The 24650-nt window shown below is 71.7% G+C and carries 24 protein-coding genes; 10 read left to right on the top strand and 14 right to left on the bottom strand.

All coding sequences use genetic code 11. The features are described 5' to 3' along the window. Positions 1 to 53: 53 nt before the first annotated feature. Entirely contained in the window at positions 54 to 449 is a 396-nt protein-coding gene (locus tag AB0C28_RS45880; protein WP_358082281.1) for a VOC family protein, read from the top strand. Between the two features lie 44 nt (positions 450 to 493). On the opposite strand, the gene AB0C28_RS45875 is transcribed toward AB0C28_RS45880, so the two are convergent. From AB0C28_RS45875 to AB0C28_RS45850, 6 genes are read right to left on the bottom strand one after another with little or no spacing between them, the layout of a single operon-like run. Beyond that, on the bottom strand, positions 494 to 1699 hold the full coding sequence (locus tag AB0C28_RS45875; protein WP_358082278.1) for a cytochrome P450: 1206 nt from the start codon (positions 1697 to 1699) through the stop codon (positions 494 to 496). Beyond that, entirely contained in the window at positions 1653 to 2951 is a 1299-nt protein-coding gene (locus AB0C28_RS45870; protein ID WP_358082275.1) for a cytochrome P450, read from the bottom strand. Before AB0C28_RS45870 ends, AB0C28_RS45875 begins: the two co-directional genes overlap by 47 nt. Continuing rightward, positions 2948 to 3538: an ATP/GTP-binding protein gene (locus AB0C28_RS45865; protein ID WP_357856584.1), complete on the bottom strand. Its 591-nt coding sequence runs from the start codon at positions 3536 to 3538 to the stop codon at positions 2948 to 2950. Before AB0C28_RS45865 ends, AB0C28_RS45870 begins: the two co-directional genes overlap by 4 nt. Next, entirely contained in the window at positions 3525 to 3887 is a 363-nt protein-coding gene (locus AB0C28_RS45860; protein ID WP_357856581.1) for a DUF742 domain-containing protein, read from the bottom strand. Before AB0C28_RS45860 ends, AB0C28_RS45865 begins: the two co-directional genes overlap by 14 nt. After that, positions 3884 to 4324, bottom strand: coding sequence for a roadblock/LC7 domain-containing protein (locus AB0C28_RS45855; RefSeq protein ID WP_346107953.1), 441 nt, complete (start codon positions 4322 to 4324; stop codon positions 3884 to 3886). The genes AB0C28_RS45860 and AB0C28_RS45855 overlap by 4 nt, the downstream gene beginning before the upstream one ends. After that, positions 4321 to 5604 carry a hypothetical protein gene (locus AB0C28_RS45850; protein ID WP_358082272.1) on the bottom strand — a complete coding sequence of 428 codons (1284 nt, stop codon included), beginning with the start codon at positions 5602 to 5604 and terminating at the stop codon, positions 4321 to 4323. Before AB0C28_RS45850 ends, AB0C28_RS45855 begins: the two co-directional genes overlap by 4 nt. An 837-nt stretch (positions 5605 to 6441) precedes the next feature. Between AB0C28_RS45850 and AB0C28_RS45845 the strand changes: the two genes are divergently transcribed. From AB0C28_RS45845 to AB0C28_RS45815, 7 genes are all read left to right on the top strand, one after another. Continuing rightward, positions 6442 to 7461 (top strand): LacI family DNA-binding transcriptional regulator, encoded by a 1020-nt coding sequence (locus AB0C28_RS45845; protein ID WP_357856575.1) that lies wholly within the window; start codon positions 6442 to 6444, stop codon positions 7459 to 7461. Between the two features lie 141 nt (positions 7462 to 7602). Continuing rightward, positions 7603 to 8799 (top strand): hypothetical protein, encoded by a 1197-nt coding sequence (locus AB0C28_RS45840; protein ID WP_358082269.1) that lies wholly within the window; start codon positions 7603 to 7605, stop codon positions 8797 to 8799. A gap of 175 nt (positions 8800 to 8974) precedes the next feature. Next, positions 8975 to 10159, top strand: a complete 1185-nt coding sequence (locus AB0C28_RS45835; RefSeq protein ID WP_358082266.1) for an Ig-like domain-containing protein — start codon at positions 8975 to 8977, stop codon at positions 10157 to 10159. Between the two features lie 227 nt (positions 10160 to 10386). Then, positions 10387 to 13011 (top strand): nitrate- and nitrite sensing domain-containing protein, encoded by a 2625-nt coding sequence (locus tag AB0C28_RS45830; protein ID WP_358082264.1) that lies wholly within the window; start codon positions 10387 to 10389, stop codon positions 13009 to 13011. Then, entirely contained in the window at positions 13008 to 13439 is a 432-nt protein-coding gene (locus AB0C28_RS45825) for a roadblock/LC7 domain-containing protein (RefSeq protein WP_357856564.1), read from the top strand. Before AB0C28_RS45830 ends, AB0C28_RS45825 begins: the two co-directional genes overlap by 4 nt. Continuing rightward, a complete protein-coding gene (locus AB0C28_RS45820; protein WP_357856561.1) occupies positions 13436 to 13831 on the top strand; it encodes a DUF742 domain-containing protein in 396 nt (131 codons plus the stop codon). Before AB0C28_RS45825 ends, AB0C28_RS45820 begins: the two co-directional genes overlap by 4 nt. Then, positions 13812 to 14411: an ATP/GTP-binding protein gene (locus tag AB0C28_RS45815; protein WP_357856558.1), complete on the top strand. Its 600-nt coding sequence runs from the start codon at positions 13812 to 13814 to the stop codon at positions 14409 to 14411. The genes AB0C28_RS45820 and AB0C28_RS45815 overlap by 20 nt, the downstream gene beginning before the upstream one ends. A 47-nt stretch (positions 14412 to 14458) precedes the next feature. Here AB0C28_RS45815 and AB0C28_RS45810 read toward each other — a convergent pair whose 3' ends face one another. Together AB0C28_RS45810 and AB0C28_RS45805 are read right to left on the bottom strand one after the other, a co-directional pair. After that, on the bottom strand, positions 14459 to 15439 hold the full coding sequence (locus tag AB0C28_RS45810; protein WP_357856555.1) for a DUF1838 family protein: 981 nt from the start codon (positions 15437 to 15439) through the stop codon (positions 14459 to 14461). 233 nt (positions 15440 to 15672) lie between these two features. Next, on the bottom strand, positions 15673 to 16269 hold the full coding sequence (locus AB0C28_RS45805) for an NAD(P)H-binding protein (protein WP_358082261.1): 597 nt from the start codon (positions 16267 to 16269) through the stop codon (positions 15673 to 15675). A 106-nt stretch (positions 16270 to 16375) separates the two neighbouring features. Between AB0C28_RS45805 and AB0C28_RS45800 the strand changes: the two genes are divergently transcribed. Beyond that, entirely contained in the window at positions 16376 to 16984 is a 609-nt protein-coding gene (locus AB0C28_RS45800) for a PadR family transcriptional regulator (protein WP_358082258.1), read from the top strand. Positions 16985 to 17121: 137 nt separating this feature from the next. Here the strand turns inward: AB0C28_RS45800 and AB0C28_RS45795 are convergent, their stop codons facing one another. The 5 genes from AB0C28_RS45795 to AB0C28_RS45775 form a co-directional block, all read right to left on the bottom strand. Then, entirely contained in the window at positions 17122 to 18795 is a 1674-nt protein-coding gene (locus tag AB0C28_RS45795) for an ATP-binding protein (RefSeq protein ID WP_358082255.1), read from the bottom strand. After that, complete coding sequence (locus AB0C28_RS45790) at positions 18792 to 19469, bottom strand: response regulator transcription factor (protein ID WP_357856543.1); 678 nt, start codon at positions 19467 to 19469, stop codon at positions 18792 to 18794. Before AB0C28_RS45790 ends, AB0C28_RS45795 begins: the two co-directional genes overlap by 4 nt. Beyond that, complete coding sequence (locus tag AB0C28_RS45785; protein WP_358082252.1) at positions 19466 to 20119, bottom strand: GerMN domain-containing protein; 654 nt, start codon at positions 20117 to 20119, stop codon at positions 19466 to 19468. Before AB0C28_RS45785 ends, AB0C28_RS45790 begins: the two co-directional genes overlap by 4 nt. Positions 20120 to 20480: 361 nt before the next feature. Further along, positions 20481 to 21662, bottom strand: coding sequence for an acyltransferase (locus AB0C28_RS45780; protein WP_358082250.1), 1182 nt, complete (start codon positions 21660 to 21662; stop codon positions 20481 to 20483). 167 nt (positions 21663 to 21829) lie between these two features. Beyond that, positions 21830 to 22711: an SGNH/GDSL hydrolase family protein gene (locus AB0C28_RS45775; RefSeq protein WP_357856535.1), complete on the bottom strand. Its 882-nt coding sequence runs from the start codon at positions 22709 to 22711 to the stop codon at positions 21830 to 21832. 176 nt (positions 22712 to 22887) lie between these two features. On the opposite strand from AB0C28_RS45775, the gene AB0C28_RS45770 reads away from it, so the two are divergent. Then, positions 22888 to 23703 (top strand): hypothetical protein, encoded by an 816-nt coding sequence (locus tag AB0C28_RS45770; RefSeq protein WP_358082248.1) that lies wholly within the window; start codon positions 22888 to 22890, stop codon positions 23701 to 23703. 50 nt (positions 23704 to 23753) lie between these two features. Here the strand turns inward: AB0C28_RS45770 and AB0C28_RS45765 are convergent, their stop codons facing one another. After that, a complete protein-coding gene (locus AB0C28_RS45765) occupies positions 23754 to 24623 on the bottom strand; it encodes an NAD(P)-dependent oxidoreductase (RefSeq protein WP_358082372.1) in 870 nt (289 codons plus the stop codon). Positions 24624 to 24650: the final 27 nt, after the last annotated feature.

Raw genomic sequence — 24650 nt, 5'->3', positions numbered from 1 at the left:
CCCGTTCCCAAATCTTCAAGACCTCCGCTCTCATCCCGGCCCACGATGGGCTCATGACTTCTGACATGCGCCTTTCTCCCCGTCTCATCGTGCCCGACCCCGACCGCGCGTCCGCGTTCTACCAGGCCACCCTCGGCGCCGAGCGGGTGTTCAGCGCTCCCCCGGGCGACGACGGCCGGCCCAGCATGGTCGATCACCGTGTCGGCGGTTCGTCCTTCCGGGTCTCCCCTGCCGCCGCCGCCTGGGGATGGCTGTCGCCCGACGATCTCGGCGGCTCAGCGGTCCTGCTGGAGGTCGAGGTCGAGGATCCGGACGCGGTCGGCGAACGCATGACCGCCCACGGCGCCGAGGTGGTCGTGCCGATCGAGAACCGCCCGTACGGCAAACGTTCGGGCCGCGTCCGTGACCCGTTCGGCCATCTGTGGATCGTCACCGGCGAGCTCCGCTGAACCCCTGCACCGGCCGCGGGACACCGCGGCCGGTTGCGGGCCCGTCAGTTGAGCAGGACGGGCAGGCTGCGGTAGTCGTTGGCGATGAACGAGGGCTGCGGACGCAGCTCCTCGGCGGGCCCGGCCAGGCGCAGGCCGGGGAAGCGGTCGAAGAGGGCGGGCAGGGCGACGGCGGCCTCCAGCCGGGCCAACGGCGCGCCGAGGCAGAAGTGGATGCCGTGGCCGAAGGCCAGGTGCTGGCGGTCGGCGCGGTCGATGTCGAACCGGCCTGGGTCGGGGTTGGCGTGCGGGTCGCGGCCGTGGGCGCCGAAGGCGATCAGGATGAGTTCGCCCTTGCCGATGGTCACGCCGTCACCGAGGTCGAGGTCAGCGGTGGCGTAGCGCATCGGCAGGTGCATGAGCGGCGGGTTGTGGCGCAGGGTCTCCTCGATGACGTCGTCCCAGCGGCCGGGGGCGGCCTGGGCGGAGGCGAGCTGGGCGGGGTGGGTGAGCATGGCGACGACGGCGTGGTCGATGAGGGACACGGCGGTCTCGCTGCCGGCGCCGATCATGAGGATCAGGGTGCTGACGAGTTCGTCGGGGCTGAGCCGGTCGGCGCCGGTCTCGTGCGCGGCCAGCAGGACGCTGGTCAGGTCGGCGCCGGGGTCGGCGCGCTTGTGCTCGATCAGCCGGTGCATGGCCGCGTACATGTCGCGCTGCACGCCGGTCGCCTCCTCGGCCGACAGGGTGGTGTCGAGCACGGCGTCGATGGTGCGCAGCATCTCGGGGCGCTGCTCGGCGGGAACGCCCATGAAGTCGCAGATGACCTGGGTGGGGACCCGGTAACTGAAGCGGGCGCGCAGGTCGACCGGCCGGCCGGGTGGTTCGCGGTCGAGATCGTCGAGCAGTCCGGTGACGACCGCCTCGACCGCGGGCCGCATGGCCTGGATGCGGCGGGGGGTGAACGCCTTGCCGACCAGGTCCTTCAGGCGTTTGTGATCGTCGCCGTCGACGGTGAACATGCTGGTCACGTCCACCCAGGCGGTCAGCCAGGCGATGGCGTAGGGCTGGTAGTCGGGCCAGGAGGTGCGGGCGTTCTTGGAGACGTCGGGATGGGTCAGGAGCGTTCTGACCACCTCGCCGCGCGTCACCGACCAGGCGACGAGGTCTCCGGGGAGCAGGACGCGCACGGCGGGGCCGCCGGCGCGCAGGTGGTCGACCTGTTCAAACAGGTGACCGCCGGTGGTGTCGAGGGCGATCGGTTGGCTCATCGCGCATACCTCCTGTGGGGGCGGTGGGGGCGGCGAAGGCATGGGCCGGCTGCGGCCGGAAGTGGACGGCGAGCCGGGCGGGGCACTGGTGGAAGGGGCCTGGGCGGTTGACGACCTCCGCGTCGGCGAGCTGGACGTCCCAGAGCCGGTCGAGCAGGGTCTCGATGGCGCTCTGGGCGATGATGGCGGCCTGGCTGTCGGCCGGGCAGCGGTGCGGCCCGGCCGACCAGGCCAGATGGGAGCGGTTGTCGTAGCCGAGGTCCGGCGGCAGCGCCGGGTCGGCGCCGGTGGCGGCGTGACTGATCAGGATCGGCACGCCGGCCGGGACGGGCACTCCGTGCAGGGTGGTGTCCGTGCGGGCGTAGTGGACGGAGAAGTTCGCCATGGGCGAGCGCACCCACAGGACCTGCTCCAGGGCCCGGCGCACGGTGATCGCGCCGCCGGTCAGGTCGCCGGCGTAGTCGTCGTCCGACAGCAGCAGGCGCAGCCCTGAGGCGATCCACGCGGCGGTGGGGATGGTGCCGGCCCCGACCAGGACGACCAGCTGGTGCAGGATCTCCTCGTGCGACAGCCGGGCCGGGTGGGCCAGCATCCAGGAGGTGCAGTCGCGGCCGGGGGTGCGGTTCTTCATCGCGATGATCTCGGACAGGGCCTGCGCCAGGTCGGCGGCGGCCTGCCCGGCTCCTGAACCGGCGTTGATCATGCCTTGGCAGGCGACGACCATGCGGCCGGTCAGCTCGGGCGGGCAGCCGAGCAGGTCGGTGAAGACGAGCAGCGGCAGCATGTCGGCGTACTGGCCCATCAGCTCGGCGTGGCCCTGCTGGGCAAAGCCGGCGATGAGGCGCAGGGCGTGGGCGCGGGTGAGGTCGTGCAGTTCGGGCTGGCTGACGCGGGCCAGGCAGTCGTCCATGGCCTGCCGGAGCCGGGCGTGGCGATCTCCGTCGGCGTACAGCAGGCTGGGGCGGTAGGCCATCAGGGCCAGCACCGGGCTGTCCTGCGGGACGCGGCCGGCCGCCAGGTCCTGCCACAGCCGGCTGTCCTTGCTGTACGTGTCGGTGTCGGTGAGCAGGTCGATGGCGGCCCGGTGGCCGGTGACGACCAGGGCGCGCACCCCTTCGGCGATCTCCGCCCACGCGACAGGACCTGCGGCCCGCAGCACCTGGTAGACGTCCTGCGGGCGGGCGGCGAACTCCGGCCCGAACATCCGGGGCGGGGCCACCCGCGCGGCGGGCGGGGTCACGTACGAGGTCATGGGGCGTGCTCCAGGTGACGGGGGCGGTAGAGGATGTGGCGGACGAGGGCGATCAGGCCGTGCTTGGCCGATCCGATCTCGCGGGCGTCGAGGCTCACCAGCGGCTGCTCGTCGTCCATGCTGAGGCTGTCGCGCAGGTGCGCGTCGCTGTAGCGGGGCGAGCCGAAGAAGTGGTTGACGGCCACCGTGTACGGCAGCCGCGCCTCTTCGAGCAGGTCGATCGCGTCGAAGCTGTCGGCGATGCGGCGGGTGTCGACCAGGACCAGCCCGCCCAGGGCGCCCTGCATGAGGGAGCGGACCATGCCGTGGAAGCGCGGCTGGCCGGGGGCGCCGAACAGGTAGAGGACGATCTCCTCGCTCAGGGTCAGGCGGCCGAAGTCCATCGCGACCGTGGTGGTGTCCTTGTCGGACAGCTCGTCGAGCTCGTCGACGAGCTCTCCCGCCCTGGTCATCCGCTCCTCGGTGGACAGCGGCCTGATCTCGGAGACGGTCTTGACGAACGTGGTCTTGCCGACGGCGAACGGGCCGAGCACCAGGATCTTCACGGACTGGGCGCGGGCCGGGACGTAACGGTCAGAGCTTCTCAAGGGCCACCAGCACTTTCCGCAGCACCTCCGCGCTGTGCGGGGACGAGGCCGTCGGGACGAAGGGGGCACGCGCCGACAGATGACCGCTGTCGAGCAGCCGGGAGACGATGACGCGCACGACGGGGCTCGGCAGGTGCAGGTGCGCGGCGACCTCGGAGACCGACAGCACGCCCGGCAGGCAGAGCTCCATCACCCGGCGCGGCTGGGCCGCCAGCCCGGTCACCGGCCGCGTGGCGTCGGCGAGCAGCAGCGTGGCGGCGTCCAGGCCCTGCCGCGCCGGGGTGAGGTCGCCGCCGGTGGCGGTGTGGGAGCGCACCATGCCCGCGCGCCGGTGCCGGGAGTGGCTCATGTCGTGTCGCCACGTTCGCGTGCGCCGAGTACGGGCCGCAGCCCGTTGATCATCTTCAGCGTGGCCTGGATGGCCACCGAGACCTCGTGGCCGGCCGACTCGCCCCGGACGGACACGCCGACGCCGGTGCGTTCCGTGGCGACGAACAGCAGCAGCGTGACCGTCTTGAGGTCGCTGACCATGAAGCGCAGCGGGCCTGGCGTGCACTGCTCCCCCTGGGTGCGGCAGAAGCCGCCGAGGTCGCGCTGCAGCGAGTTCAGCCCGGCCAGGGTCGCGGCCGTGCGGTCGGCGTCGTCGCGGTCGAGCCCGTGGGAATGGGCCATCACCAGCCCGTCGGAGGTGAACAGCAGCGCGTTGAGCACCCCCGGCTCCTCGCACAGCCGGTTGAGGGCCCAGCTCATGTCGGTGCTGTCGGCGGTGGGCTGTTGCATGATCATGCCTCTGCGTTTCCTTCAGGATCGGCGGCGTCGGCGGTCAGGCCCGTGGTGAACGCCCGGCGGAGCGTCTCCAGGCCGGCGGCCGCCTCTTCGGGAGAGCGGGTGTCGGTGAGGGCTTCCTGGGTGGCGACGGCGGGCCGGGGCGTGGCGGGCTCCTGGCGGCGTTCGCGTTTGGGCAGGCCCTGCGGCGTGGTGGCCATGACAGGGGTGAGGGCGGTCGAGGTGACGGCCGGCGGCTGCGGTGCGGTGGGGGTCTCGTCCCCCCGGCGGGCGCCGGACGGCGGCGTCTGCCCGGCCGGTGCGGGGTTGATGATGCTGCTCGGGATCAGGCACACCGCCTTCACCCCGCCGCTGCCCGAGGGGGCACTGACGTCGACCCGGAAGCCGTAGTCGTGCGCCAGGCGGCCGATGACGGCGAAGCCGAGCTTGCGCTCGTCGGCCAGCCCCGCCACGTCGAGGTCCGCCCGCCCCGACAACTGCCGCTCGGCCTCGGCCAGCTGGAAGGCGTTCATGCCGTAGCCGGCGTCCTCCACCACGATCCGCAGCCCCGCGGGGACCGCCGTGACGTAGACGCCGACGCGGTCGCTGGAGTAGGTGGCGGCGTTGCTGAGCAGCTCGGTCAGCGCGATGGTGATCGGCTCGACGACCCGGCCCTCGACGTACTGCTCGCCGACGTCCGGCAGGTAGGTGTAGTCGACCCGGTTGTACGCGCTGATCCGCCCGCGCGCTCCCTCGACGATCTCGCGCAGCGTGCAGTCCGCCCGCTGCATGCCGGGCCAGGACCCGGTCAGCACCCGCAGCCGCTGCACGGCGTGCAGGCTCCAGGTGGTCAGCGCGTCGAGGTCGACCAGCGTCTGATGGAACGGGGTCTGCGTCGGGAAGTCCTGGAACGCCTCGTCGATCTTCATCTGCAGCCGGGCGAGGTACATCTGCACCTCGTCGGCCATGCCGCGCACGCCGGTGCGGGCCGAGCGGTCGAGATCGTCGCGGGTGGCCCGGATGGTCTCGCCGAGCAGGTCGATGGCGCTCTGGTGGTGCTTGGCCAGCAGGCTGTCCTTGAAGCCCGGGTGCAGCAGCCCCGGCACGCTCACGCCGGTGTAGCCGCGGGCCTGCTCGTCGGCCGCCGCCTGGAGGCGCTGGAGCAGGTGGCCGGACTCCTCGATCGCGGCGGCGTACCACTGCCGGTTCGTCTCGGCCTGGCGGCGCGCCTCCTGCAGCGTCCTTTGCAGGATGGAGTGCTGGGTCCGCTGATCGCCGGTCCCGGCCGGCGTCTCTTTCACCGGCAGGGATTTCACCGGCGCTTTCGCGGGCGCTTTCACCGGCGCGGTGACCGGCCCGTCATCCGGAGAGGTCTCCTGCGCGACCGGAGCGCGGGCGTGCGGCGCGCGGGCGTGCGGCGCGCGAGCGCGCACGGCGAGCGCGACAACGGCGCCCAGGACTACTGAAAGAGCGAGGACGGCCCCTAATAGGGCCACTACCGCGAAATCGGTTGTGATCACGACAATCCTTGTTCGGCGCCGCAGGCCAGGCCGGCCATGGCGAGATGACAGGGAGGGACGCGCTCGACCAGAGGAACGACATTCAGCCCTCCTGGCGCCCCTTGCGCGGCACAGCAATATGAAAGATATTCGGCATTCAGCTGCTGGAGCCCCTGAAAAGGAGCATGCCGAGGTCGCAGCGTTGCCAACACTGTGCCGGTTGTCCCGAATGACACGACTATCTCCGCAGTCACATTGAGGAACACTGGCAAACCTTACGCATCCCTCTCGTCAATGTCATGCCGATCCCGCTTCCTTTTGTCATCACACCCCTTGGAGCGCCCAACTTCAAGATAAAACTCATTTCGCCCATTTCCGAAATATCAATACGAAATTCAAATGGACCTGTGTTTTACTGGGAAAACGTGAAGACCGATTCTCGGAGCGGCAGTCCCAGCACGAGAAACCTGAGCCGCACGCCGGACCGGCTCGCGGACCGGCTCGCGGATCGGCCGATAGCCACCATCCCTTGCCGGCGGCGGGATCGGGCGGGGGATCCTCCGGGGCCTGGGCTATCGTAGGATCGGACAGCAGGCTGTCAGCAAACGTTTTCAGCGCGAAGGGCCCTTAGACAAGGCGATGGCGAGACGGGTCAGGCGGGGCGCGACACTGCAGGAGATCGCCCAGGAGGCGGGCGTGTCCGTGGCGACCGTGTCCCGGGTCGCCCGCGGCATCGGCCAGGTCTCCGACGACACCCGGCGGCGGGTGCTGGCGGCCATCGACCGGCACGACTTCCGGCCCAGCCGGCTCGGCCGCGCGCTCGCCGAGCGCTCGCACGGGGCGTTGGGCATCGTGTTCCCCGGTCTGTCGGGGCCGTACTACTCCGAGGTGATCAGCGGGTTCGAGGAGGAGGCCGTACACGCCGAGATGGCCGTGATCATCCTCGGGACCCACCTGCTGCGCGAGTCGGGCGAGCTGGTCAGGGACACGGCGGCACGGGTCGACGGGCTGGCCGTCATGGGCGGGGTGCTGGCCGACGGCCTGGTGGAGCGGCTGCGCGACCGTGGCGACCCGATCGTGCAGCTCGCGGGCCGGCCGAGGGCGGGGCTGCCCACGGTGCGCACCGAGAACGTGGCCGTCTTCGACCGGCTGACCCGGCACCTGCTGTCCGACCACGGGTACGAGCGGGTGAGGTTCCTGGGCGACCCGGACGCCTCGCCGGACGCCGCGTACCGGTGGCAGGGGTTCGCGCAGGCGCACCGGCACGCGGGGGCCGGGGAGCCGGCCGGACCGGTCCGGATCGGGCTGATGCAGTCCGACGGGTACATCGCGGTCAGCCGCCTCCAGGCGGCCGGGCCGCTGCCCAGGGCGCTGGCGTGCGCCAACGACGAGACGGCCATCGGCGCCGTGCTCGCCCTCCTGGACATGGGCCTGCGCGTGCCCCAGGACGTCGCCGTCACCGGGTTCGACGACATCCCCATGGCGGGCCTGCCGGCGTCCGGGCTGACCACCGTGCACCAGCCCATGCGCGAGCTGGGCATGGAGACGGCCCGGCTGCTCCTGCGGCAGATCGAGAACGACACGCAGGGAGCGGTGGACCGCGTGCTGGAGACGCAGCTGGTGATCCGGGGCAGCTGCGGCTGCGGAATCCCCGCCTGACGCGTTCGGCACGCGCCGGAACCCGGGCGGCGGATCGCGCGCGAGCCGGCGGCCCTTGACAGGTCAGATGACTCTCATCAGTCTGTCGGTAAATCGCACTGTAAGCGCTTGCAGCAACAGTCCTGGCAAGGAGGCCCCACAGTGAAACCCTTATCCGGCATCCTCACGTTCGTCGTCGCCGCCGCCTCGGCGATCGTCGGCCTGACCACCGCGGCCGGGCCCGCGTCCGCCGCCGACCCCGCTCCCGGCCAGCCCTGCTCGGCGGCCGATCTCGGCAAGCGCTACCCCGTGGTGAAGAGCGCCCGGGTCGAGCCCACCATCACGCACTTCAAGACCTTCTTCGTCACCGAGGGCACGACCGGCTCCCAGACGCTCACGCTGGAGACCTCGACCACCATCACCGTCGAGGTGGGCACGACCACGCAGATCCAGGCCGGGTTCAACATCCTCACGCTGGGCAGGGTCGAGGCGTTCGTGAACCGGACGGTCAAGAAGATCACGGCCTCCACCGACAAGGAGGTTCAGACCATCACCTGGAACTTCAACGCTCCCGGCTACTACGGGCTGTTCAAGGGCACCCGCAAGGTGAGCGGCGAGTATGCCGGCATCAACTGCGACCGGGTCGACCTGGGCGGCGGCGCGTTCGCCACCCAGTGGGTCGAGCGGCCCGGCGGAACGTACACGACGTACTCGGTGATGGAGGAGGGCGCGATCCGCTGCGCGGACGCCGTACCGCCGAACAGCCTGATGAGGCTGGCGCAGATCCAGCTCGGGTGCGACGGAGTGGCGGCACGTGAGCGGGCCGAGGAGCGGGCGAAGGCCGGCCGGCGGGCCGGGGAGCCCGCGGCCGGGAAGCCGGGCGTGATCGCCCCGCTCGCCGTACCGCCGGGCTTCACGTGCGACTCCGCCCTCTACCGGATCGGGACCCCGGACCGGCTGCTCGCCTTCTACGACGCGAGCAACAGCGGGGAGATCCGGCACGCCGGCTGGACCAGCAACTCCCGGGCGTACTGGCGCGTGTGCCAGGGACCGCAGAGCAACGGCAAGACCGAGTACGTGTTCGTGGGCCAGCATGGCGGCAACTGCCTGGCGGTGATGGGCGCGGAGGAGACCGGCGACGGAGGCCGACTGGAGGAGGCGAACTGCGCGGCGGTGGACGACCGCCAGCGTTTCTACGTCTACCAGGACGTCGCGGGCTCGAACCTGGTCGGCCTCCAGGTCAAGCGCACCGGCTTCATGATCGGCCAGGCCCGGCTCGCCAGCGGGGAGCAGATCCGCCAGTACAGCACGGGGATGGCCGACGGCACGGGCACCTTCCTCCTCGACAAGGTGACCTGAGAACGCCGGGGGCGGGGACGCCGAGCCCTTGCGTCCCCGCCCGTCCGGACGCCTGGAGGAGCGCAGAATTTCTCCGCATGATTACTCACAGTCACGGGCATAACGCTCTTCGTCTCCCCAATGGACCACCTAGTCCGAAATATGCCTATCTATCGGGGAAATGGAGCTAGCGGCGATGCGCAGCAGCGGCAGCCTACTCGTCAGTACGTTCACGGTGGCGGTGTTGCTGACCGCCGGATGCGCGCCGGGCCTGCCCGGCGGCGCCCAGCAGGAGGGCCCGCCCGCGCCGGCGCCGCCGCCCGTCCTGTCGATCACGCCGGTCGACGGCACGAAGCAGGTGCCGCCGGACACCGGGATCGCCATCAAGGTCACCGGCGGCAGGATCACCAGCCTGACCCTCGCCGACGCCGACGGGCACCAGATCGAGGGCAGCATGGGCATGGACGGCACCTGGCGTCCCCGATGGCCGCTGAAGCCGTCCACGGCGTACACGGTGAGCGCGCAGGCCACCAGCCCCGACGGGCGGCAGGTGGCGGCCGAGCGGGCCGCGTTCACCACGCTGAAGCCGAAGCGGGTGCTGAAGAGCGGCATGTCGCCGCTCGAAGGCGAGAAGGTCGGCGTCGGCATGCCCATCCAGCTCCTGTTGTCGGAGCCGATCACCACGCAGAAGGACCGGGCCGCGGTCGAGCGGTCGCTGACGGTGCGGATGTCGCGGCCGGTCGAGGGCGGGTGGAGCTGGGTGAGCGACACCGAGGTGCAGTTCCGGCCGCGCGAGTTCTGGCCGGCGGGCGAGCGGGTCACCGTGGTCGCCCACCTGACCGGGTTGCGGATCGGGCGGAACCTGTGGGGGACCAAGGACCGTACGGTGAACTTCACCGTCGGCGCCGAGCACATCACCACGATCCGCGACAAGTCACACCGGGCGGTCGTCCGCAAGAACGGCGAGGTCGTCAAGACCATCCCGGTCAGCCTGGGCAAGCCGGGCTACGAGAGCTGGTCCGGCACCATGATCGCCCAGGAGAAGGCGGCGGACTTCCTCATGGACTCGGCCACCGTCGGCATCCCCGGCGAGTACCTGCACCACACCAAGTGGAACGTGCGGATGACCTACAGCGGCATGTTCTTCCACGCCGCGCCCTGGTCCGTCTCCGATCAGGGCCATCGCAACGTCAGCCACGGATGCGTGAACGCGGGCACGGACAACGCCCGCTGGTTCTACAACTTCACCCAGCGTGGCGACATCATCAAGGTCAAGGGGACCTCGCGCAGGCTCCGTTTCGGCAACGGGCCGACGCCCTGGGTCAAGACGTGGCAGGAGTGGCAGGCCGGCAGCGCCCTCACCGGCTCGTCCGACGCCTGACGGCCGGGGTCTCGCCCGCGTGGGGCCCGCGTGGGGCCCGCGTGGGGCTTCGTCGGCGAATGCGCAGCTCAGCGCGGTGGCGGCGATATGCGCCGGACGGGACGGATGTGCACTTGTGTGGCGGGACTTTCGGCTCTACTGCGGTATGACTACGATCGGGCACCAATCGCCAGTACGGCGATCTTGGGATCTTGGATCAACCGACCGGCGAGGAGAGTACCCGGCACATGGCTGGATGGGGCAGGGGCGGGCTGCGGCGGTCGAAGGCGCCCGGTGACGGGAGCACGCCGCCCGGATCCGCCGGCGGCGGGCCGAAGCGCCCGGCCGTCCGCCGGCTGCGATTACGGACCGTGCTGCTCACTGTCGTGATCGTGCCGAGCGTGACGTTCACGCCGCTGCTGGCGTCCGGCATGAATCAGCTGTTCACGCAGTGGCAGGCGGAGAAGGCACAGCTGGCGCTGGCCGACACGACGGTCGGCCGGCCCGTGGCCGAGCTGTTCTTCGCCCTGGACCAGGAGCGCCGGTTCACTGCGCAGGCGCAGGCCGCCCCGCGTGCCACCGCCCGTGACCGGCTCGCCGTCCAGCGCCGGGCGACCGACCGCGCCGTGCGGGCGTTCCGTTCCCTGACCGGCGCCGACCTGAGCGACGGGCAGCGCGGGCTCGCCGACGCGATCTCCCGCACCGTGGGCGCCCTCAGCCTGCTCGACCAGCAGCGCAAGGCGGTCGACGCCGGGACGGCCGGCGCGACGCAGACGTTCAACTACTACAGCGGCGTCCTGGTGTCCGGCCTCGGCGTGCTGACCGCGCTCAGCAACACCGACGAGGGCCGGCTGAACACCGAGGCGCAGGCCCTCGTCGACCTCTTCTGGATCATCGACAGTGTGGGGCGCGAGGACGCCGTCCTGGCCCGCGGCTGGGAGAGCGGGCGGCTGACGAGGATCGAGTACGGCTTCGTCGCCGAGGCCGCCGGCACCAGGAACCACCTCATGCGCGCCCGGGTGCTGCCCGCGCTCACCGGCGACGAGACCCGCCACGCGAAGATCACGGAAAGCCAGGCGTGGCAGACCATGACCGCCGTGGAGGGGCGGCTGTCCACCGCCGCCGGCGCCGCGAGCGACCAGGTCAGGCTCCGCGAGGACGCCAACGCCTGGCGCGCGTCCGTGCAGACCGTGACCGCGCAGCTGCGCGAGCTCGTCGACCTGCGCAGGAAGCACGTCTCCGCGGTCGGCCACGCCCACGCCGACATGATCTTCACGGTCTTCGTCAGCGTCTCCACCGTCGGCCTGCTCGCGCTCGGCCTGGTCGTCTTCGCGAGCTGGCGGCTGACCTCCGTGCTCCGCCGGCGCATCCTGCACCTGCGCCACGACGCCCAGGAGCTGCGCGAGCGGCTGCCCGACGTGGTCGCCAGGCTGGAGCGCGGCGAGGACGTCGACGTGGACGCGGAAGTCCGCAAGATCGAGCCCACCGGCGACGAACTCGGCGAACTCGGGCAGGCGCTCAACCTGGCCCGCCGCAGCGCCGTCCGTACCGCGATCCGGCAGGCCGAACAGCACCGCGGCTTCCAGCGCATGCTCCAGCGCATCGCCCGCCGCACCCAGATCCTCATCGGCCTGCAGCTGAAGAAGCTGGACGAGCTGGAGCGCAGGCACGAGGACCCCGAGGTGCTGGAGGGGCTGTTCGACCTCGACCACCTCACCGCCCGGCTGCGCCGCTACGAGGAGAACCTGGTCATCCTCGGCGGCGGCCAGCCGCAGCGCCGCTGGCGCAGGCCCGTACGACTGCTCGACGTGCTGCGCGCCGCGCAGAGCGAGGTCCAGGACTACCGCCGGATCTCGATCGACGTCGAGGGCGAGTCCTGGCTCGCCGAGCGCGCGGTGGGGCCGGTGATCCACGTCCTGGCGGAACTGATGGAGAACGCCACCACCTTCTCCAAGCCCCTGACCCCGGTGGAGGTACGGGCCGCGCCTGTCAGCCGGGGCATCGCCGTGGAGATCGAGGACCGCGGGCTGGGGATGGAGCCCGAGCGGTACGCCTCCTTCAACGCCCTGCTCCAGGCGCCGCCGCAGCTCGACGTCATGACCCACGCGGACGACGTGCGGCTCGGGTTGTACGTGGTCGCCCGGCTGGCCGCGAACCTGGATCTCCAGGTGGAGTTGCGGCCGTCGGCGTTCGGCGGCACCCGGGTCATCGTGCTCGTTCCCGAGGCTCTGGTGGTGCGCCGGCCGCCTGCCGCCGCCGTACCGGAGGAGGAGGGCCGGGAGGCGGGCGGTACGCGTGCGCGGTCCCAGGCGGGCGCGGCCGACGCTCGCCGGTCGGACGGGCGGTTGCTGCCGACCCGTGGCGGCGCGCGCACACCGGCGGCCGAGACCGCCACTCAGACCGGCACGGGTGCTCGCGCTGACGCCGACGCCGACGCGGGTGCTGACACCGGCATCATCTCCCTCACCGGTGCCGGTGCCGGGGCTGGTGCCGGGGCTCATACTGGTGCCGGCATCGACGCCCGTGCTGACGCCGGTGCCGAGGGTGCCGCCGGCAGCAACGGCTCCCCCGCTCCGGCCCCCTCCGCCCCCGCGGCGGATCCGGCGGGTCGCCCGCCGCTCCCCCAGCGGGTCCGCCAGGCCAGCCTGGCCGCCGAGCTCAGAGCCCCGGCGGGCGGCGCCCAGAACGGCCGGGCCGTACGCGAACAGCCCGGCCTCGACCAGCCCGCAGCCGATCGATCCGGCCGATCCAGCGCCACGATCGGCGCCTTCCAGAGGCAGTCCCGCAAGCGCCGTACCGGTGACGACGCCGCCGAGGACCGGCCGAGCGCATCACCTGACCCCAGTTCCCCCACGACGAAAGACCGATCATGATGCAGCGCACCACCGCCACCAACGTAGACCTGGACTGGCTGCTGGACGGCCTGGTCGATCGGGTCGCGGGCACGCGGCACGCCATCGTGCTGTCCGACGACGGCCTCGTGATCAGCCAGTCGCGGGGTCTCGAACGCGCCAACGCCGAACGCCTGGCCGCGATCGCCACCGGCCAGCAGAGCCTGGCTCACGGCGTCGGGCAGCTCTTCGGCGGCGGACCGGTCCACCAGGTCATCATCGAGATGGCCGATCTGTGGCTGTTCATCATCGCCGCGGGGCAGGGCTCGCATCTGGCTGTGCTCGCCTCCCAGGAGGTGGACGCCGAGCTCATGAGCGTCGCGATGCACACCCTGATCCAGCAGGTCGGGCAGAAGCTGGGCACCGACCCGCGCACGCGGCACGGCCGCGAAGCCAGGGGCCACGGATGAAACACTGGACGGACGGGTTCGCCGACGACGACGCGGACGAGCCCCTTGTCCGTCCTTACACGATCACCGGCGGCCGGACCACGTCCGAGCGGGCCGACCTGACGCTGATCACGGTGATGTCGGCGGTGCCCGAGGCCGCCGCGGAGACGGGGCGCGGGCGGCGCAAGCTGCAGCCGGAGCATCGTACGATCCTGACGCTGTGCGCGCGTCCCCTGGCGGTGGCGGAGATCGCCTCCGCGCTGGACCTCCCGGTGTCGGTGGCCAAGATCCTCATCGGTGACCTGATCGACTCGGGTCAGTTATGGGCCAGGCAGCCGGCGTACGCGTGGGCGGGCACCGGGCCCGACATGGCGATCCTCAAGGCAGTAAGGGATGGGCTACGTGAACTCTGACCAGGGGGACGACGCTCCCCTGGCGGTGAAGATCCTGATCGCCGGCGGGTTCGGCGTCGGGAAGACGACCATGGTCGGCGCGGTGAGCGAGGTCGCCCCGCTGCGTACGGAGGAGTACCTGACCCATGCCAGCGTCGGCGTGGACGACCTGGAGGACCTGAGCGGCAAGTCCACCACCACCGTGGCGCTCGACTTCGGCCGCATTTCCCTCGGCCGGGGGCTCGTGCTCTACCTGTTCGGCACACCGGGCCAGGAACGTTTCTGGTTCATGTGGAACGATCTCGTCAACGGCGCGCTGGGGGCGGTGGTGGTGGTCGACACCCGGCGGCTGGAGGTCAGCTTCGCCTCCATCGACTTCTTCGAGGCCCGGGGGATCCCGTTCGTCGTCGGCGTCAACTGTTTCCACGGGGTCAGGGACCGGACGCCGGAGGAGATCCGGGCGGCGCTCGACCTCGATCCGCAGGTGCCGCTGCTGCTCTTCGACGCCCGCGAGCGGAGGCAGGGGCGCGATGTGCTGCTGGCCCTCATCGACCAGCTGATGGCCGCCCGGCCGCACACCACGCCGCACCCCGTACCCTGACCGCCCGACCCGGCTCGACGGCCGGCCGTCGAGCCGCTCACGTGTGCTCAGGCGCGGCCCTGGTCGGCGCACCATTGGGTCCAGGTGGTGGCCCCCTTGCCGAGCTGCTTGTTGTAGAACGACGTCCAGGAGTTCTCGCTCGGCCCTGGCTCGGAGGGGGCGGCCTTGTAGAGCGGGTGGTTCGCCTCGACCTCGGCCCGCAGCCACGGCTCGACCTGGCTGTACGACCCCAGCGACCAGCTGCGGGCGTGGTAGGTGAGCTGGCCGCGTACGTCGCTCTCGGCCAGGCACATGAACGGCGCCCACGGGCTCGTCCGGGCCCAGCTGATCTTCGTCTTCATCGCGCCGGCCGGGACGCCGGGCCCGGTGCGGGCCGCGACCTCGCGGTCGTCGACGGAGAAGTCGAACATCTCCTGCGCCGCGTACACGCCGCCGGTCAGGCCGAACCGCTCGCCGATCGTGGCGCCCAGGTCCGTGCGCACGGGGATGTCGCTCGTCCACACCGTCTCGTCGTGCAGCTGCTGCAGCGGCGGGCCCGCGAAGGAGGACGTGATCGGGAACGGCCCGAAGTTGACCAGGTCGTTGTTGATCGGCACGACCGGGTACGTCCTGCCGTCGATCGGGTTCCTCCACTCCCGCAGCACGCGGCGGGGATCGGCCGGATCGGTGTAGAAGACGATCTCCCGGGAGAGCTGGTAGAGCTGGTTGGTGTCGGGGACGCGGTAGAGGCGGCGGATGTTGTATCCCTCGATGTTGAACAGCTTCTGGCCGTGGCGCATCGCGGGGTCCAGGGCGTTGCCCTCGATGTTGGCGTACACCGAGCCGGAGATCCGGAACACCATGTCCTTGCCGTCGGGACGCCCGAACGTCTGTAAGGACAGTTTCGCGCTCTTGTCGGTCACCGTCGCGTAGACGGGCCCCGGGTGCGTGGGCCCGCCGGCTCCGTCGTGCGCCGCCACGCCCGGGATTCCGGTGCTGAGGAAGATCGCGAGGGGAGCCAGCAGCCCGGTGAAACGTCGTCTGATCACGTCCGGCCTTTCCTGCCTGAAGAGGGTTCCTGCCGGGGGGATTCCCGCGGCGGAGGAGCGAGCAGCGCACATGTGATCATGGAAAGCGAGCCGTTGTCCACCCCGGCCGCAGCGCTCATCGCGGCTTGGCGGGGGTGTCGTTCTCCGGCGAGGCGGGTGTCCGTTGTGGAGGACACAGTTCTGTGTCCGGGCCCACTGTGTCCGGGCCGGCTGACGCCATGCGCCCGGCCGGGCTATTTCGGGCCGCAGATGCCCAGGGCCCGGCCGATGGTGGCAGGGTCCTCGACGGTGTCGAGCAGGGCCATGGCGTAGTCGGCGCGGGAGAGCTGCATCGCCCCGCCCGTGGCGTCGGCCTCGAAGTCGATGTGCACGCGCCCGGCGGGCGGCTTGTCGTTGAGCATGGTGCCGCGGGCAATGCTCCAGTCGAGCAGGCTGGCCTGGAGCATGCCCTCGGCGCGGGCGAGGTCCACGTACACGGCCCGGAAGAAGAGCCAGGCCAGGGTGACGGCGAGGCGGGGGCGGGTGGCGGGCACCGAGCGGCTGCTGGTCATCACCACCCGCCGCACGCCGCTGTCCCGCATGGCGGTGATGAGGGTGCTCGCGATCCGGCTGCCGCCGACCGCGGCGATGACGGCGTCCTGTCCCTGGACGGCGGCGCGTACGGCGTCGAGGTCGTGCGCGTCTCCCCTGCGCACGTCCGCCAGGCCGGGGTGGCCGGTGAGCAGTTCGGGGCGGCGGGCGAAGGCGGTGATCTCGTGCCCGCGTGCGACGCCCTGGGTGAGGACGTGCTTGCCGGTTCTGCCGGCCGCGCCGATGACCAAGAGCTTCATTTAGTGCCTCCTTCTATATGGCAAGTTGCACTATAGCGTACGGCATCGGCGAACACGAGGGGGGCGACGATCGCTATAGTGCGGTGTGCAGTAGGAAGAGGCGGGGGTGAACGTGGCGCGGCGTCCTGATCTGGTGGGCCTGACGGTGCTGGCCATGCTCTCCGTACGGAACAGCCACCCCTACGAGCTGCACCGCTTCATCGTCGACACGCACAAGGACTACGTGACGGGGCTGCCGAGGAGCCTCTACCACGCGGTGGAGAAGCTGGCGGGCGAGGAGCTCATCGCGCCCGTCGAGACCACCAGGGAAGGTCGCCGGCCTGAGCGCACGGTCTACGAGATCACCGACGAAGGCCGCCGCGAGCTGTCCACCAGGCTGCGCACGCTGTTGCAGGACCCCGGGCCGGAACGCCGTACGTTCACCGCGGCCATCTCCCTCATTGGCGTCCTGCCGGTGCCCGACGCACTGAAGGCGCTGCGCGCACGGGCGGCCGCGCTCGAAGGCACGCTGGCCGGCCTGAACGGTCACCTCAAGGCTCTTGAGGACGAGGGCCTGCCCGAGGTGCTGGTGATCGAGCTCGACTACCAGCGGGCGCTGAGCGAGACCGAACTGGCGTGGGTCAGGCGGCTCGTCGAACGGCTGGAGCAGGGCGAGCTCACCTGGACCGGCACCGTCAACAGGGAACTGCTGGCCCACGTGCTCGACGAGTCGTGACCAGGGTTCCTGGGCGGGGGCCTTGATCACGGGTCGCTGGGCCGGAGCCGTGGACACGGGTCCCAGGACGGGGAGGTCGTGATCACGGGTCCCAGGACGGGGAGGTCGTGACCCTGCGTTCTGAGCAAGAGCCGTGATCACGGATTCCTGGGCAGGACCAGGGTGAGGACGGCTCCTCCCCCGGGCGCGTTGGCGGCGGTCAGGGTGCCGCCGTGCAGGCGGGCGTTCTCGGCGGCGATGGCCAGGCCGAGGCCGCTGCCCTCGCTCCTGGCGCGGGCCGCGTCGCCCTTGGTGAAGCGGTCGAAGACGTGCGGCAGCAGGCCGGCGGGGATGCCGGGCCCGTCGTCGGAGACGATGACGATGATTCGATCGGCGTCGGCGCTGGCGCCAGCATGGGCCTTGGCATCGGCGTCTGCGTCGGCATCGACGCCGACCGCGACTCCGACCGCGACTCCGGGCGCGACTCCGGGCGCGACTCCGGGCGCGACTCCGGGCGCGACGCGGACGAGCACAGACGCCTGGGCGCCCCCGTGCCGCAGCGCGTTCCCGACGAGGTTGGCCAGGATGACGTCGACCCGGCGCGGGTCGAGCCGGGCCCGCAGCCCCGCGGGAACCTCGGCGCGTACGCGGTCCTGCCAATGCCGTACCGCGAGCGTCTTGACGACCAGCTCGCGCAGGTCGACCTCGTCGAGGTTCAGCACGGCCGCGCCGGCGTCGAAGCGTGACACCTCGATCAGGTCCTCGACCAGCCGGGTGAGCGACCGTGTCTCGCCGGCCACCAGCCGCAGCGCCTCGGCGGTCAGCGGGTCGAGGCGGCCGGAGCCGGCGTCGGCGTCGAGCACCCCGGTCACGGCGGCCATCGCCGCGAGCGGCGTACGCAACTCGTGGGAGACGTCGGCGGCGAAGCGGCGCGCCCGCGCCTCCATGGCCCGCAGCGCGGCGGCGTCGGCCTGGAGCGTCGCCGACATGACGTTGAACGTACGGCCGAGGTCGGCCAGCTCGTCATCGCCCGAGACGGCGACGCGGGTGTCCAGCGCGCCGCCCGCGACCTTCTCGGCGGCCGCCCGCAACCGCCGCACCGGCCGCAACAGCCGACCCGCTGCCAGCAGCGCCGCGACGACGGAGACCAGAGCGGCGGGCAGGGCTCCGGCACGAACGGCGGTGGCCAGGGCTTCCACGTCCCGCTGCTGAGAGGCCAAGGAGAACGAGGCGTAGACGACCAGCGGCGGCGGCTCGTGTGGGCGGGCGGTGCCGGTGCTGCTGCCGGTGCTGGCGCCGGTCCCGCTGTTGGTTCCGGTACCGCTGTCGGTGCTGGTGCCAGTGCTGGTCCCGCTGTTGGTTCCGGTGCTGGTGCCGGTGTTGCCATCGGCGGGGGTGTCGGCGGCGGTGACCGGGAGCACCACGGCCAGCCACGGCGTCCCGTCCCGGTGGAACCGCTGTGCGAGTGCGGTCGTCGCCGTGGCGGCGCGGGCGCGTAGCGCCGCGGGCAGCGGCGGCGCCTGCGGTCCCGCCGTGACGAGGGCCCCGCCGCGATAGGACAGCGCGGTTCGCCACCCCCGCCCGGCTCCGGCGAGGTCAAGCTGCACCGCCAGCGTACGCAGATCGGCCTGGGCGGGGTCGGCGGGCAGGTCGGGCGCCCTGAAGGCGAGGTGGCCGCGCAGCTCCCGCAGGGCGTCCGCCTGCACCCCGTCCACGATCGCGTCGCGGCCCTGGCGGAAGGTGAACATGGCGCCGGTCAGCGCGCTCAGCACCGAGACCAGCAGGAACACCAGGACCAGCTGCGCCCGCAGCCCCCGGAACAGCCGCGTCACAACGGCCCGAACCGGTAACCGAAGCCCCGCACCGTCTGCACATAGCGGGGGCTGCGCGGGTCGTCCTCGATCTTGGCCCGCAGCCGCATCACGCAGGCGTCGACCAGCCGGTAATCTCCGTGAAAGCTGTGTTCCCAGACCTGTTCGAGCAGTTGCTGGCGGCTGAAGGTCTGTTCGGGGGCGGCTGACAGGAACAGCAGCAACTTCAGCTCGGTCGGGGCCATGGCGACCTGTTCGCCGTGTTTGAGCACGCGCAGGGCGACCCGGTCCACGAGCAGGTCACCGTACTGGCTGCGCTCCGAGGTGCCGGAGTGGCCAGTGCGGCGCAGCACCGCGCGCATCCGGGCCTCGATGACCTCGGCGCTGGCCGGCTTGACCACGTAGTCGTCCGCGCCCGCTTCCAGCCCGACGACGATGTCCACGTCGTCGTCACGCGCGGACAGGATCACGATGGGTACCTGGCTGAACGCGCGGATGCGACGGCACGTCTCCAGACCGCTCATGCCGGGCAGCATCAGGTCGAGCAGCACCACCTCGGGGGCACTCGCGACCAGCTCGGCCAGCCCCTCCTCGCCGGTCGCCACGAGCACGGTCTCATGCCCTCTGTGCCGCAACCCCACGCTCACACCCCGGCGCACGGCCGGATCGTCTTCAATGACGAGCACGCGAGTCACAAAGCACCTCCCTGACCGACCGAACCCGCCGTCTCACCTGTCGGTCCCACCATCTCGGCTGCCCGACCGGCCGGACCCGCCACCCAACCTGCCGGACCCGCTGACCCGCTTCCCTGACCGGTTGGTTTGTCCGGCCCGACTTTCTGGTCGGATGGTCTGGCCGATCCGTTGCCGTCGCACTCGACCAGCCAGGGGGTGTCGCCCATGCCGGGTTCGAACACCTTGATGACCGCATTGTCACCCACGCCGGGGACGGCTGCGGCGGTGCACACCAGTTGGCTGACGGCTACGTGCGGCAGGTCCCGTACCAGCCAGGGCAGGTGCAGCTCCACCCCGTCCCGGCGCACTGCGGCGCGGAGCTCCTGGTCTGCCTTAGGGAGCCGCGTGTCCAGCCCGCGAGCCCGTTCCTCCGCCGTGGGGCCGGACAGCAGCGCGTCCATCGCCTGCCGCAGCCGATCCCCTGCCGCCGCCGGCCTGGACACCGGCCACGTGCCCTGCGGCGTCACGAAGTACACCCGCAGCAGGCTGCCGCTGTCGGCGGTCAGGCCGCCGCGAACCGGCTGACCGGCGGGGAGCGCCTCGGTGTCGGTGATCCCGCACCCGGCCGACACCGCCACCGCGATCATGACGGCGATTCCGGCGGCGATCACCCTCCTGGGCCGGGCAACTCCTCGACGGTGATGCCGGCCTGCCGCCGCCGCAGCCCCCGCGATCACGGCGGCGATCACCCGTCCGACGCCTCCCCGACAGTGCCGCCGACCCATAGCCGTCCCAGGCGCCCTCGTCGTCCTCGGCACCTCCGACGTCCATGCCATCCCCGGCACATCCGCCATTCTCAGCGGGTCCAGCGCCTCCGCCGTCCTCGGCGCCATCGCCGTTCCCGACGCGTTGCCCGTTCCCGGCGTGTCCATCGCCCCCGCTGTCCTCGGTACCGCCGGCACCCTCCGTGCCCCCGACGTGGGCGGGGCGGGCGGGGGGTTGTTTGTTCTGTTCGGCATGCCCTCTCTCCGGCTACAGCTGGTCGAGCCTGCTCACGTCAACCGTCCCCGCTCCGGGATCCGGTCGGGGCAGCGCTGCCCACACTCCCACCGCGAGTCCTGCCGCGATCGCCAGCGCCGCCCATCCGCGCCGGCCGGTGGCCCAGCGGGCGCGCAGGCGTACCGGATCCTCGACGGCGGCCTTCGACACTACCGCAGCCAGCAGCGACAGCCCGGCCGCGACCGACGTCCAGGCCCAGCCGTCGAGTCCGGCCAGTGGCCTTGGCAGCAGCAGGTAGATCGGCCAGTGCCACAGGTAGAGGCCGTAGGACAGCTCTCCCAGCCGGCGCGGCACCGTGCTGCCGATCATCCGGCCGGCCAGGCCGTCCGGGGTGCGGGCGAGCAGGGCGATCAGCACGGCGGCGGCGAGGGAGTGGGCGAACATCCCGCCCTGGAACAGGCCGGGGGCCTTCTCCCCCGCGGCCAGCAGCCACGACGCCGACAGTCCGCACAGCAGCAGCGCGCAGAGCAGGTCCACGACCGGGCGCGACAGGGCCGTCAGGGCGTTCTTGACGGGCGCGGTGGCGGCTGCGGCGCCGAGCAGCAGGGAGAAGGCGCGGGTGTCGGTGCCCTCGTACGCGCGGGTCGTGTCCACCCCCGTTCCCAGCCAGGCCATGAGCGTCACCGAGACGAGCGCGCCGGCGAGCGCGACCACGGCCACCCGCCGCTGCCCGCCGGGCCCCCGGCCGACCACCGCCACCGCCAGGGGCCAGAGCAGGTAGAACTGCCACTCGACGCCGATGCTCCACAGGTGGGCGAACAGGCGGGTGCCGGCGGCGTTCCAGTACCCGACCTGTTCGGCGATGTAGTGCCAGTTCACCAGTTGTGCGGCCACCCACGGCGCGTCCTCCAGGGCCGAGCGCAGCATCCCCGGCCCGGCGAACGCCCAGGCCAGCAGTAACGTGGCCGAGACGACTAATGCCAGGGCAGGCAGCAGTCGGCGGGCCCTGCGTCCCCAGAAGGCCGCCAGGTCGAGGCGGCCCTGCTGGTCGAGCTCGGCCAGCAGCAGCCCCGTGATCAGGAAGCCCGACAGGACGAAGAACAGGTCGACGCCGAGGAATCCGCCGCTGAGGTGGCCGGCGTGGAAGAGCAGGACGGCCGCGACGGCGAGGCCGCGCAACCCGTCGAGCGCACCGATGTGCACACGCGGGGGCACGCGGTAAGTGGGCGGGATCGGGGTTGGGGTCCTGGATGGGGCGGGAGTCAGGGACGAGGCCGAGGCTGGAGAGGGGGCCAGGGCTGGGGACGGAGTCGGGCTCGGATTCTGGGTCGGGGTCGGGGACAAGGCCGGGGTCCGGGCTGGGGACGAAGACGGGGATGTCATCAGCCGCAGCCGAGCTTGACGTAGCGTTCGTCGCCGGTCCACGAGCCGGTGGCCCAGGTGGCGGGGGCTGCGGGGGTGAATTCGGTCAGCTCTCCCAGCCGCTTGGCGAACCAGGTGGCGAAGGCGGCCGAGCCCTGCTGGCAGGAGTGGATGCCGTCCTTGGAGCGCTGTGCCCGTTCGGCGGAGTGGTCGGTCCCCCACAGCTGGGAGGCGTCCAGGTAGCGGGCGTTCTCGGCATCGGCGGCCCTGGCGGCCATCCTGGGCGCGCTCTTGATCGCGGCCGCGTGCGGGCGGAAGAAGTCGTCGATCTTGAACGGTGGCGCGCTCACGAGCACGAGCCGGGCTCCGCCGTCCTCGGCGGTCTTGGCGAGCTTGCGGTAGGCGGCCAGTTGCTGGCGGCCGCTCCCCCAGTCGTAGGTGGTGATCTGGTACGCGACCACGGTCGGCCGGAACGACGTGAGGTGCTCCCGGAGCGTCTTCCAGGTGCTCTTGGCCCCCATCTTCGTCACCGGATGGTCACCGGCGACGACGTTGCCGCCGCCGTCGGACGTGGCGTTCATGAATGTCACGCCCCCGGCCTCCAGCGCGGCCTCGAGTGCCGGGGCCTGGGCGCCCGCGATGGAGTCGCCCATCCACAAGACCCTGACCTCGGACGCCGCCTGCCGGTCTTCCTGTGTCTGTGCGGACTGGCCGGCCGATCCGTCCGGCGCGCCCGCCTGCGCGCTGCAGCCGGCCAGCGGGATGGCCAGTGCGGCGATTAGTGCGAGGGTCCGCCAGACGGCCGGTGGGAGGGGCGATGAGACGGTTCGTGCGGCGGTTCCGGTCGTTCGGGGGTGGCCGTGGGCGGGCCTGGAGGTCCTGCTCGTCGAATGCATGGTCATCAAGCAATCAGAGGAACCGTGGCATCGACCGGCTTGTCATCGTTTCATCACATGATGCGAGATCGGTCATCACAGGCGCGCCGCCGTCAGCCCTCCCGTCCGCGTTCCTGTCCGGACGCCTGCCGTCCGGAGACCGCCGATTGACCGCCTGCGGGAGGCGGAACAGGATCCCAAGCATGGATGTGTTCCAGCAGGCCCGGCTGGGCCCCCTCACGCTGCGCAACCGCATCATCAAGGCCGCCACCTTCGAAGGCATGGCCAGGAACGCCCTCGTCAGCGACGAGCTTATCGCCTTCCACCGCGCCCACGCCGCCGGCGGCGCCGCCATGACCACCGTCGCCGACATCGAGCGGGTCACGGCCGCACACGCCACCGCCGCCGAGCTCGCCCTACGGGCGGGGTTCGACGCCGTCGAGATCCATCTCGGGCACAACTACTTCGCCAGCTCGTTCCTCAGCCCCCGGCTCAACCGGCGCCGCGACGCCTACGGAGGCTCGCTGGCCAACCGGGTCAAGGTGGCGCTCGGTGCCGCCCGTGCCGTTCGCGACGCCGTGGGTGATCGGGTCGCCGTGCTGGCCAAGCTGAACATGGAGGACGGTGTCCGCGGCGGCCTGGAGATCGAGGAGAGCCTTCAGGTGGCGCGCTGGCTCGAACGTGACGGCAGTGTGGACGCCCTCGAACTCACCTGCGGCAGCTCCCTGCTGAATACCATGTACCTCTTCCGGGGTGAGGCGCCGTTGCGCGAGTTCGCCACGTTCAGGCAGCCCATGCGGCTGGGCGTCGAGCTGACCGGTGGCCGGTTCATCCGCGCGTACCCCTATCAGGAGGCCTATCTGCTCGACAGCGCCCGCCGGTTCAGGGCCCGGGCGCTGCTGCGTGAGCCCGATCTGGTCAACCGGCTGCGGGCCGATCCCGCGACCCGGTCGTTGTGCGTGCACTGCAACAAGTGCATGCCGACGATCTTCACCGGCACCCGCTGTGTCCTGGCGTGAGTGGGCGAGGAAGGCCGCCCTCGGCTCGTCGGAGGGCGGCCGCCCCGTGGTCAGTCCTGGTGGTTCTCCAGGAGTTGCCGTAGCCGGGTGACGATCTCGGTGTGGTCGGCGGCGGGGGGCAGGTGGTCGGCCGCGTCGGCCCACAGGTCGGTCGCCGCGCGGCCCAGCCGGGGCTCGACGCCGGTGGCCTCGGCCAGGTCGACCGCGATGCGCATGTCCTTGAGCATCAGCCGCAGGCCGAACCCCGAGTCGAACGTTCCGGGCAGCACGTAGTCCGGCCATTTGCGTTCGGTGGAGCCGCTGCGCCCGCTGGAGCCGTTGACGGCTTCCAGCATGACCGCCGGGTCGAGGCCGAAGCGCTGGCCGGCCAGCATGGCCTCGCTGGTGAGCAGCAGGTGGGTGGCGGACATGAGGTTGTTCAGCGCCTTGAGGGCGTGCCCGGCGCCGGCCGGGCCGAGGTGCAGCACCCGGCGGCCGACCGTCTCCAGGATGGGGCGTACCCGGTCGAAGTCGCCGGGGTCGCCGCCGGCCATGACGGTGAGGGTGCCGTCCACGGCGCCTTTGACGCCGCCGGAGACGGGCGCGTCCACCAGGCGTACTCTCCTGGCGGCGGCCTGCTCGGCGAGCGCGCGGGTGCTCAGCGGGCGCGAGGAGCCCATGTCGATGACGACCGTGCCGGGCGCGGCAGCCTGGAGCAGGCCGTCGGCGTGCATGACGGCCTCCACGACGTCGGAGTCGGGCAGCATGAGGATGACGGCGTCGGCGCCCCGCGCGGTGGCGGCGGCATCGGCGACCACCTCGCCACCCCCGAGGGCGTCGGCGGGGATGTGGGCACGGTCGTAGGCTCTGATGCGGTAGCCGGCCGTGAGGAGCCGGCGGACCATGGGCAGGCCCATGTTGCCCAGGCCGACGAAGCCGATCGTGGCGCCGGGCTTGAGCGGTGTGCC

The sequence above is a fragment of the Nonomuraea sp. NPDC048892 genome, assembly GCF_040649735.1.
GTDB lineage: Bacteria > Actinomycetota > Actinomycetes > Streptosporangiales > Streptosporangiaceae > Nonomuraea > Nonomuraea maheshkhaliensis.
This window is presented reverse-complemented; position numbering and strand designations above follow the sequence as displayed.

Bases quoted from the DNA above. Each gene is read 5' to 3' on its own strand.
- AB0C28_RS45855 (WP_346107953.1), bottom strand. From the start codon at position 4,324: ATGATCATGCAACAGCCCACCGCCGACAGCACCGACATGAGCTGGGCC.
- AB0C28_RS45845 (WP_357856575.1), top strand. From the start codon at position 6,442: ATGGCGAGACGGGTCAGGCGGGGCGCGACACTGCAGGAGATCGCCCAG.
- AB0C28_RS45870 (WP_358082275.1), bottom strand. From the start codon at position 2,951: ATGACCTCGTACGTGACCCCGCCCGCCGCGCGGGTGGCCCCGCCCCGG.
- AB0C28_RS45820 (WP_357856561.1), top strand. From the start codon at position 13,436: ATGAAACACTGGACGGACGGGTTCGCCGACGACGACGCGGACGAGCCC.
- AB0C28_RS45770 (WP_358082248.1), top strand. From the start codon at position 22,888: ATGGATGTGTTCCAGCAGGCCCGGCTGGGCCCCCTCACGCTGCGCAAC.
- AB0C28_RS45835 (WP_358082266.1), top strand. From the start codon at position 8,975: ATGCGCAGCAGCGGCAGCCTACTCGTCAGTACGTTCACGGTGGCGGTG.
- AB0C28_RS45830 (WP_358082264.1), top strand. From the start codon at position 10,387: ATGGCTGGATGGGGCAGGGGCGGGCTGCGGCGGTCGAAGGCGCCCGGT.
- AB0C28_RS45825 (WP_357856564.1), top strand. From the start codon at position 13,008: ATGATGCAGCGCACCACCGCCACCAACGTAGACCTGGACTGGCTGCTG.
- AB0C28_RS45805 (WP_358082261.1), bottom strand. From the start codon at position 16,269: ATGAAGCTCTTGGTCATCGGCGCGGCCGGCAGAACCGGCAAGCACGTC.
- AB0C28_RS45875 (WP_358082278.1), bottom strand. From the start codon at position 1,699: ATGAGCCAACCGATCGCCCTCGACACCACCGGCGGTCACCTGTTTGAA.
- AB0C28_RS45860 (WP_357856581.1), bottom strand. From the start codon at position 3,887: ATGAGCCACTCCCGGCACCGGCGCGCGGGCATGGTGCGCTCCCACACC.
- AB0C28_RS45775 (WP_357856535.1), bottom strand. From the start codon at position 22,711: ATGACCATGCATTCGACGAGCAGGACCTCCAGGCCCGCCCACGGCCAC.
- AB0C28_RS45815 (WP_357856558.1), top strand. From the start codon at position 13,812: ATGGGCTACGTGAACTCTGACCAGGGGGACGACGCTCCCCTGGCGGTG.
- AB0C28_RS45880 (WP_358082281.1), top strand. From the start codon at position 54: ATGACTTCTGACATGCGCCTTTCTCCCCGTCTCATCGTGCCCGACCCC.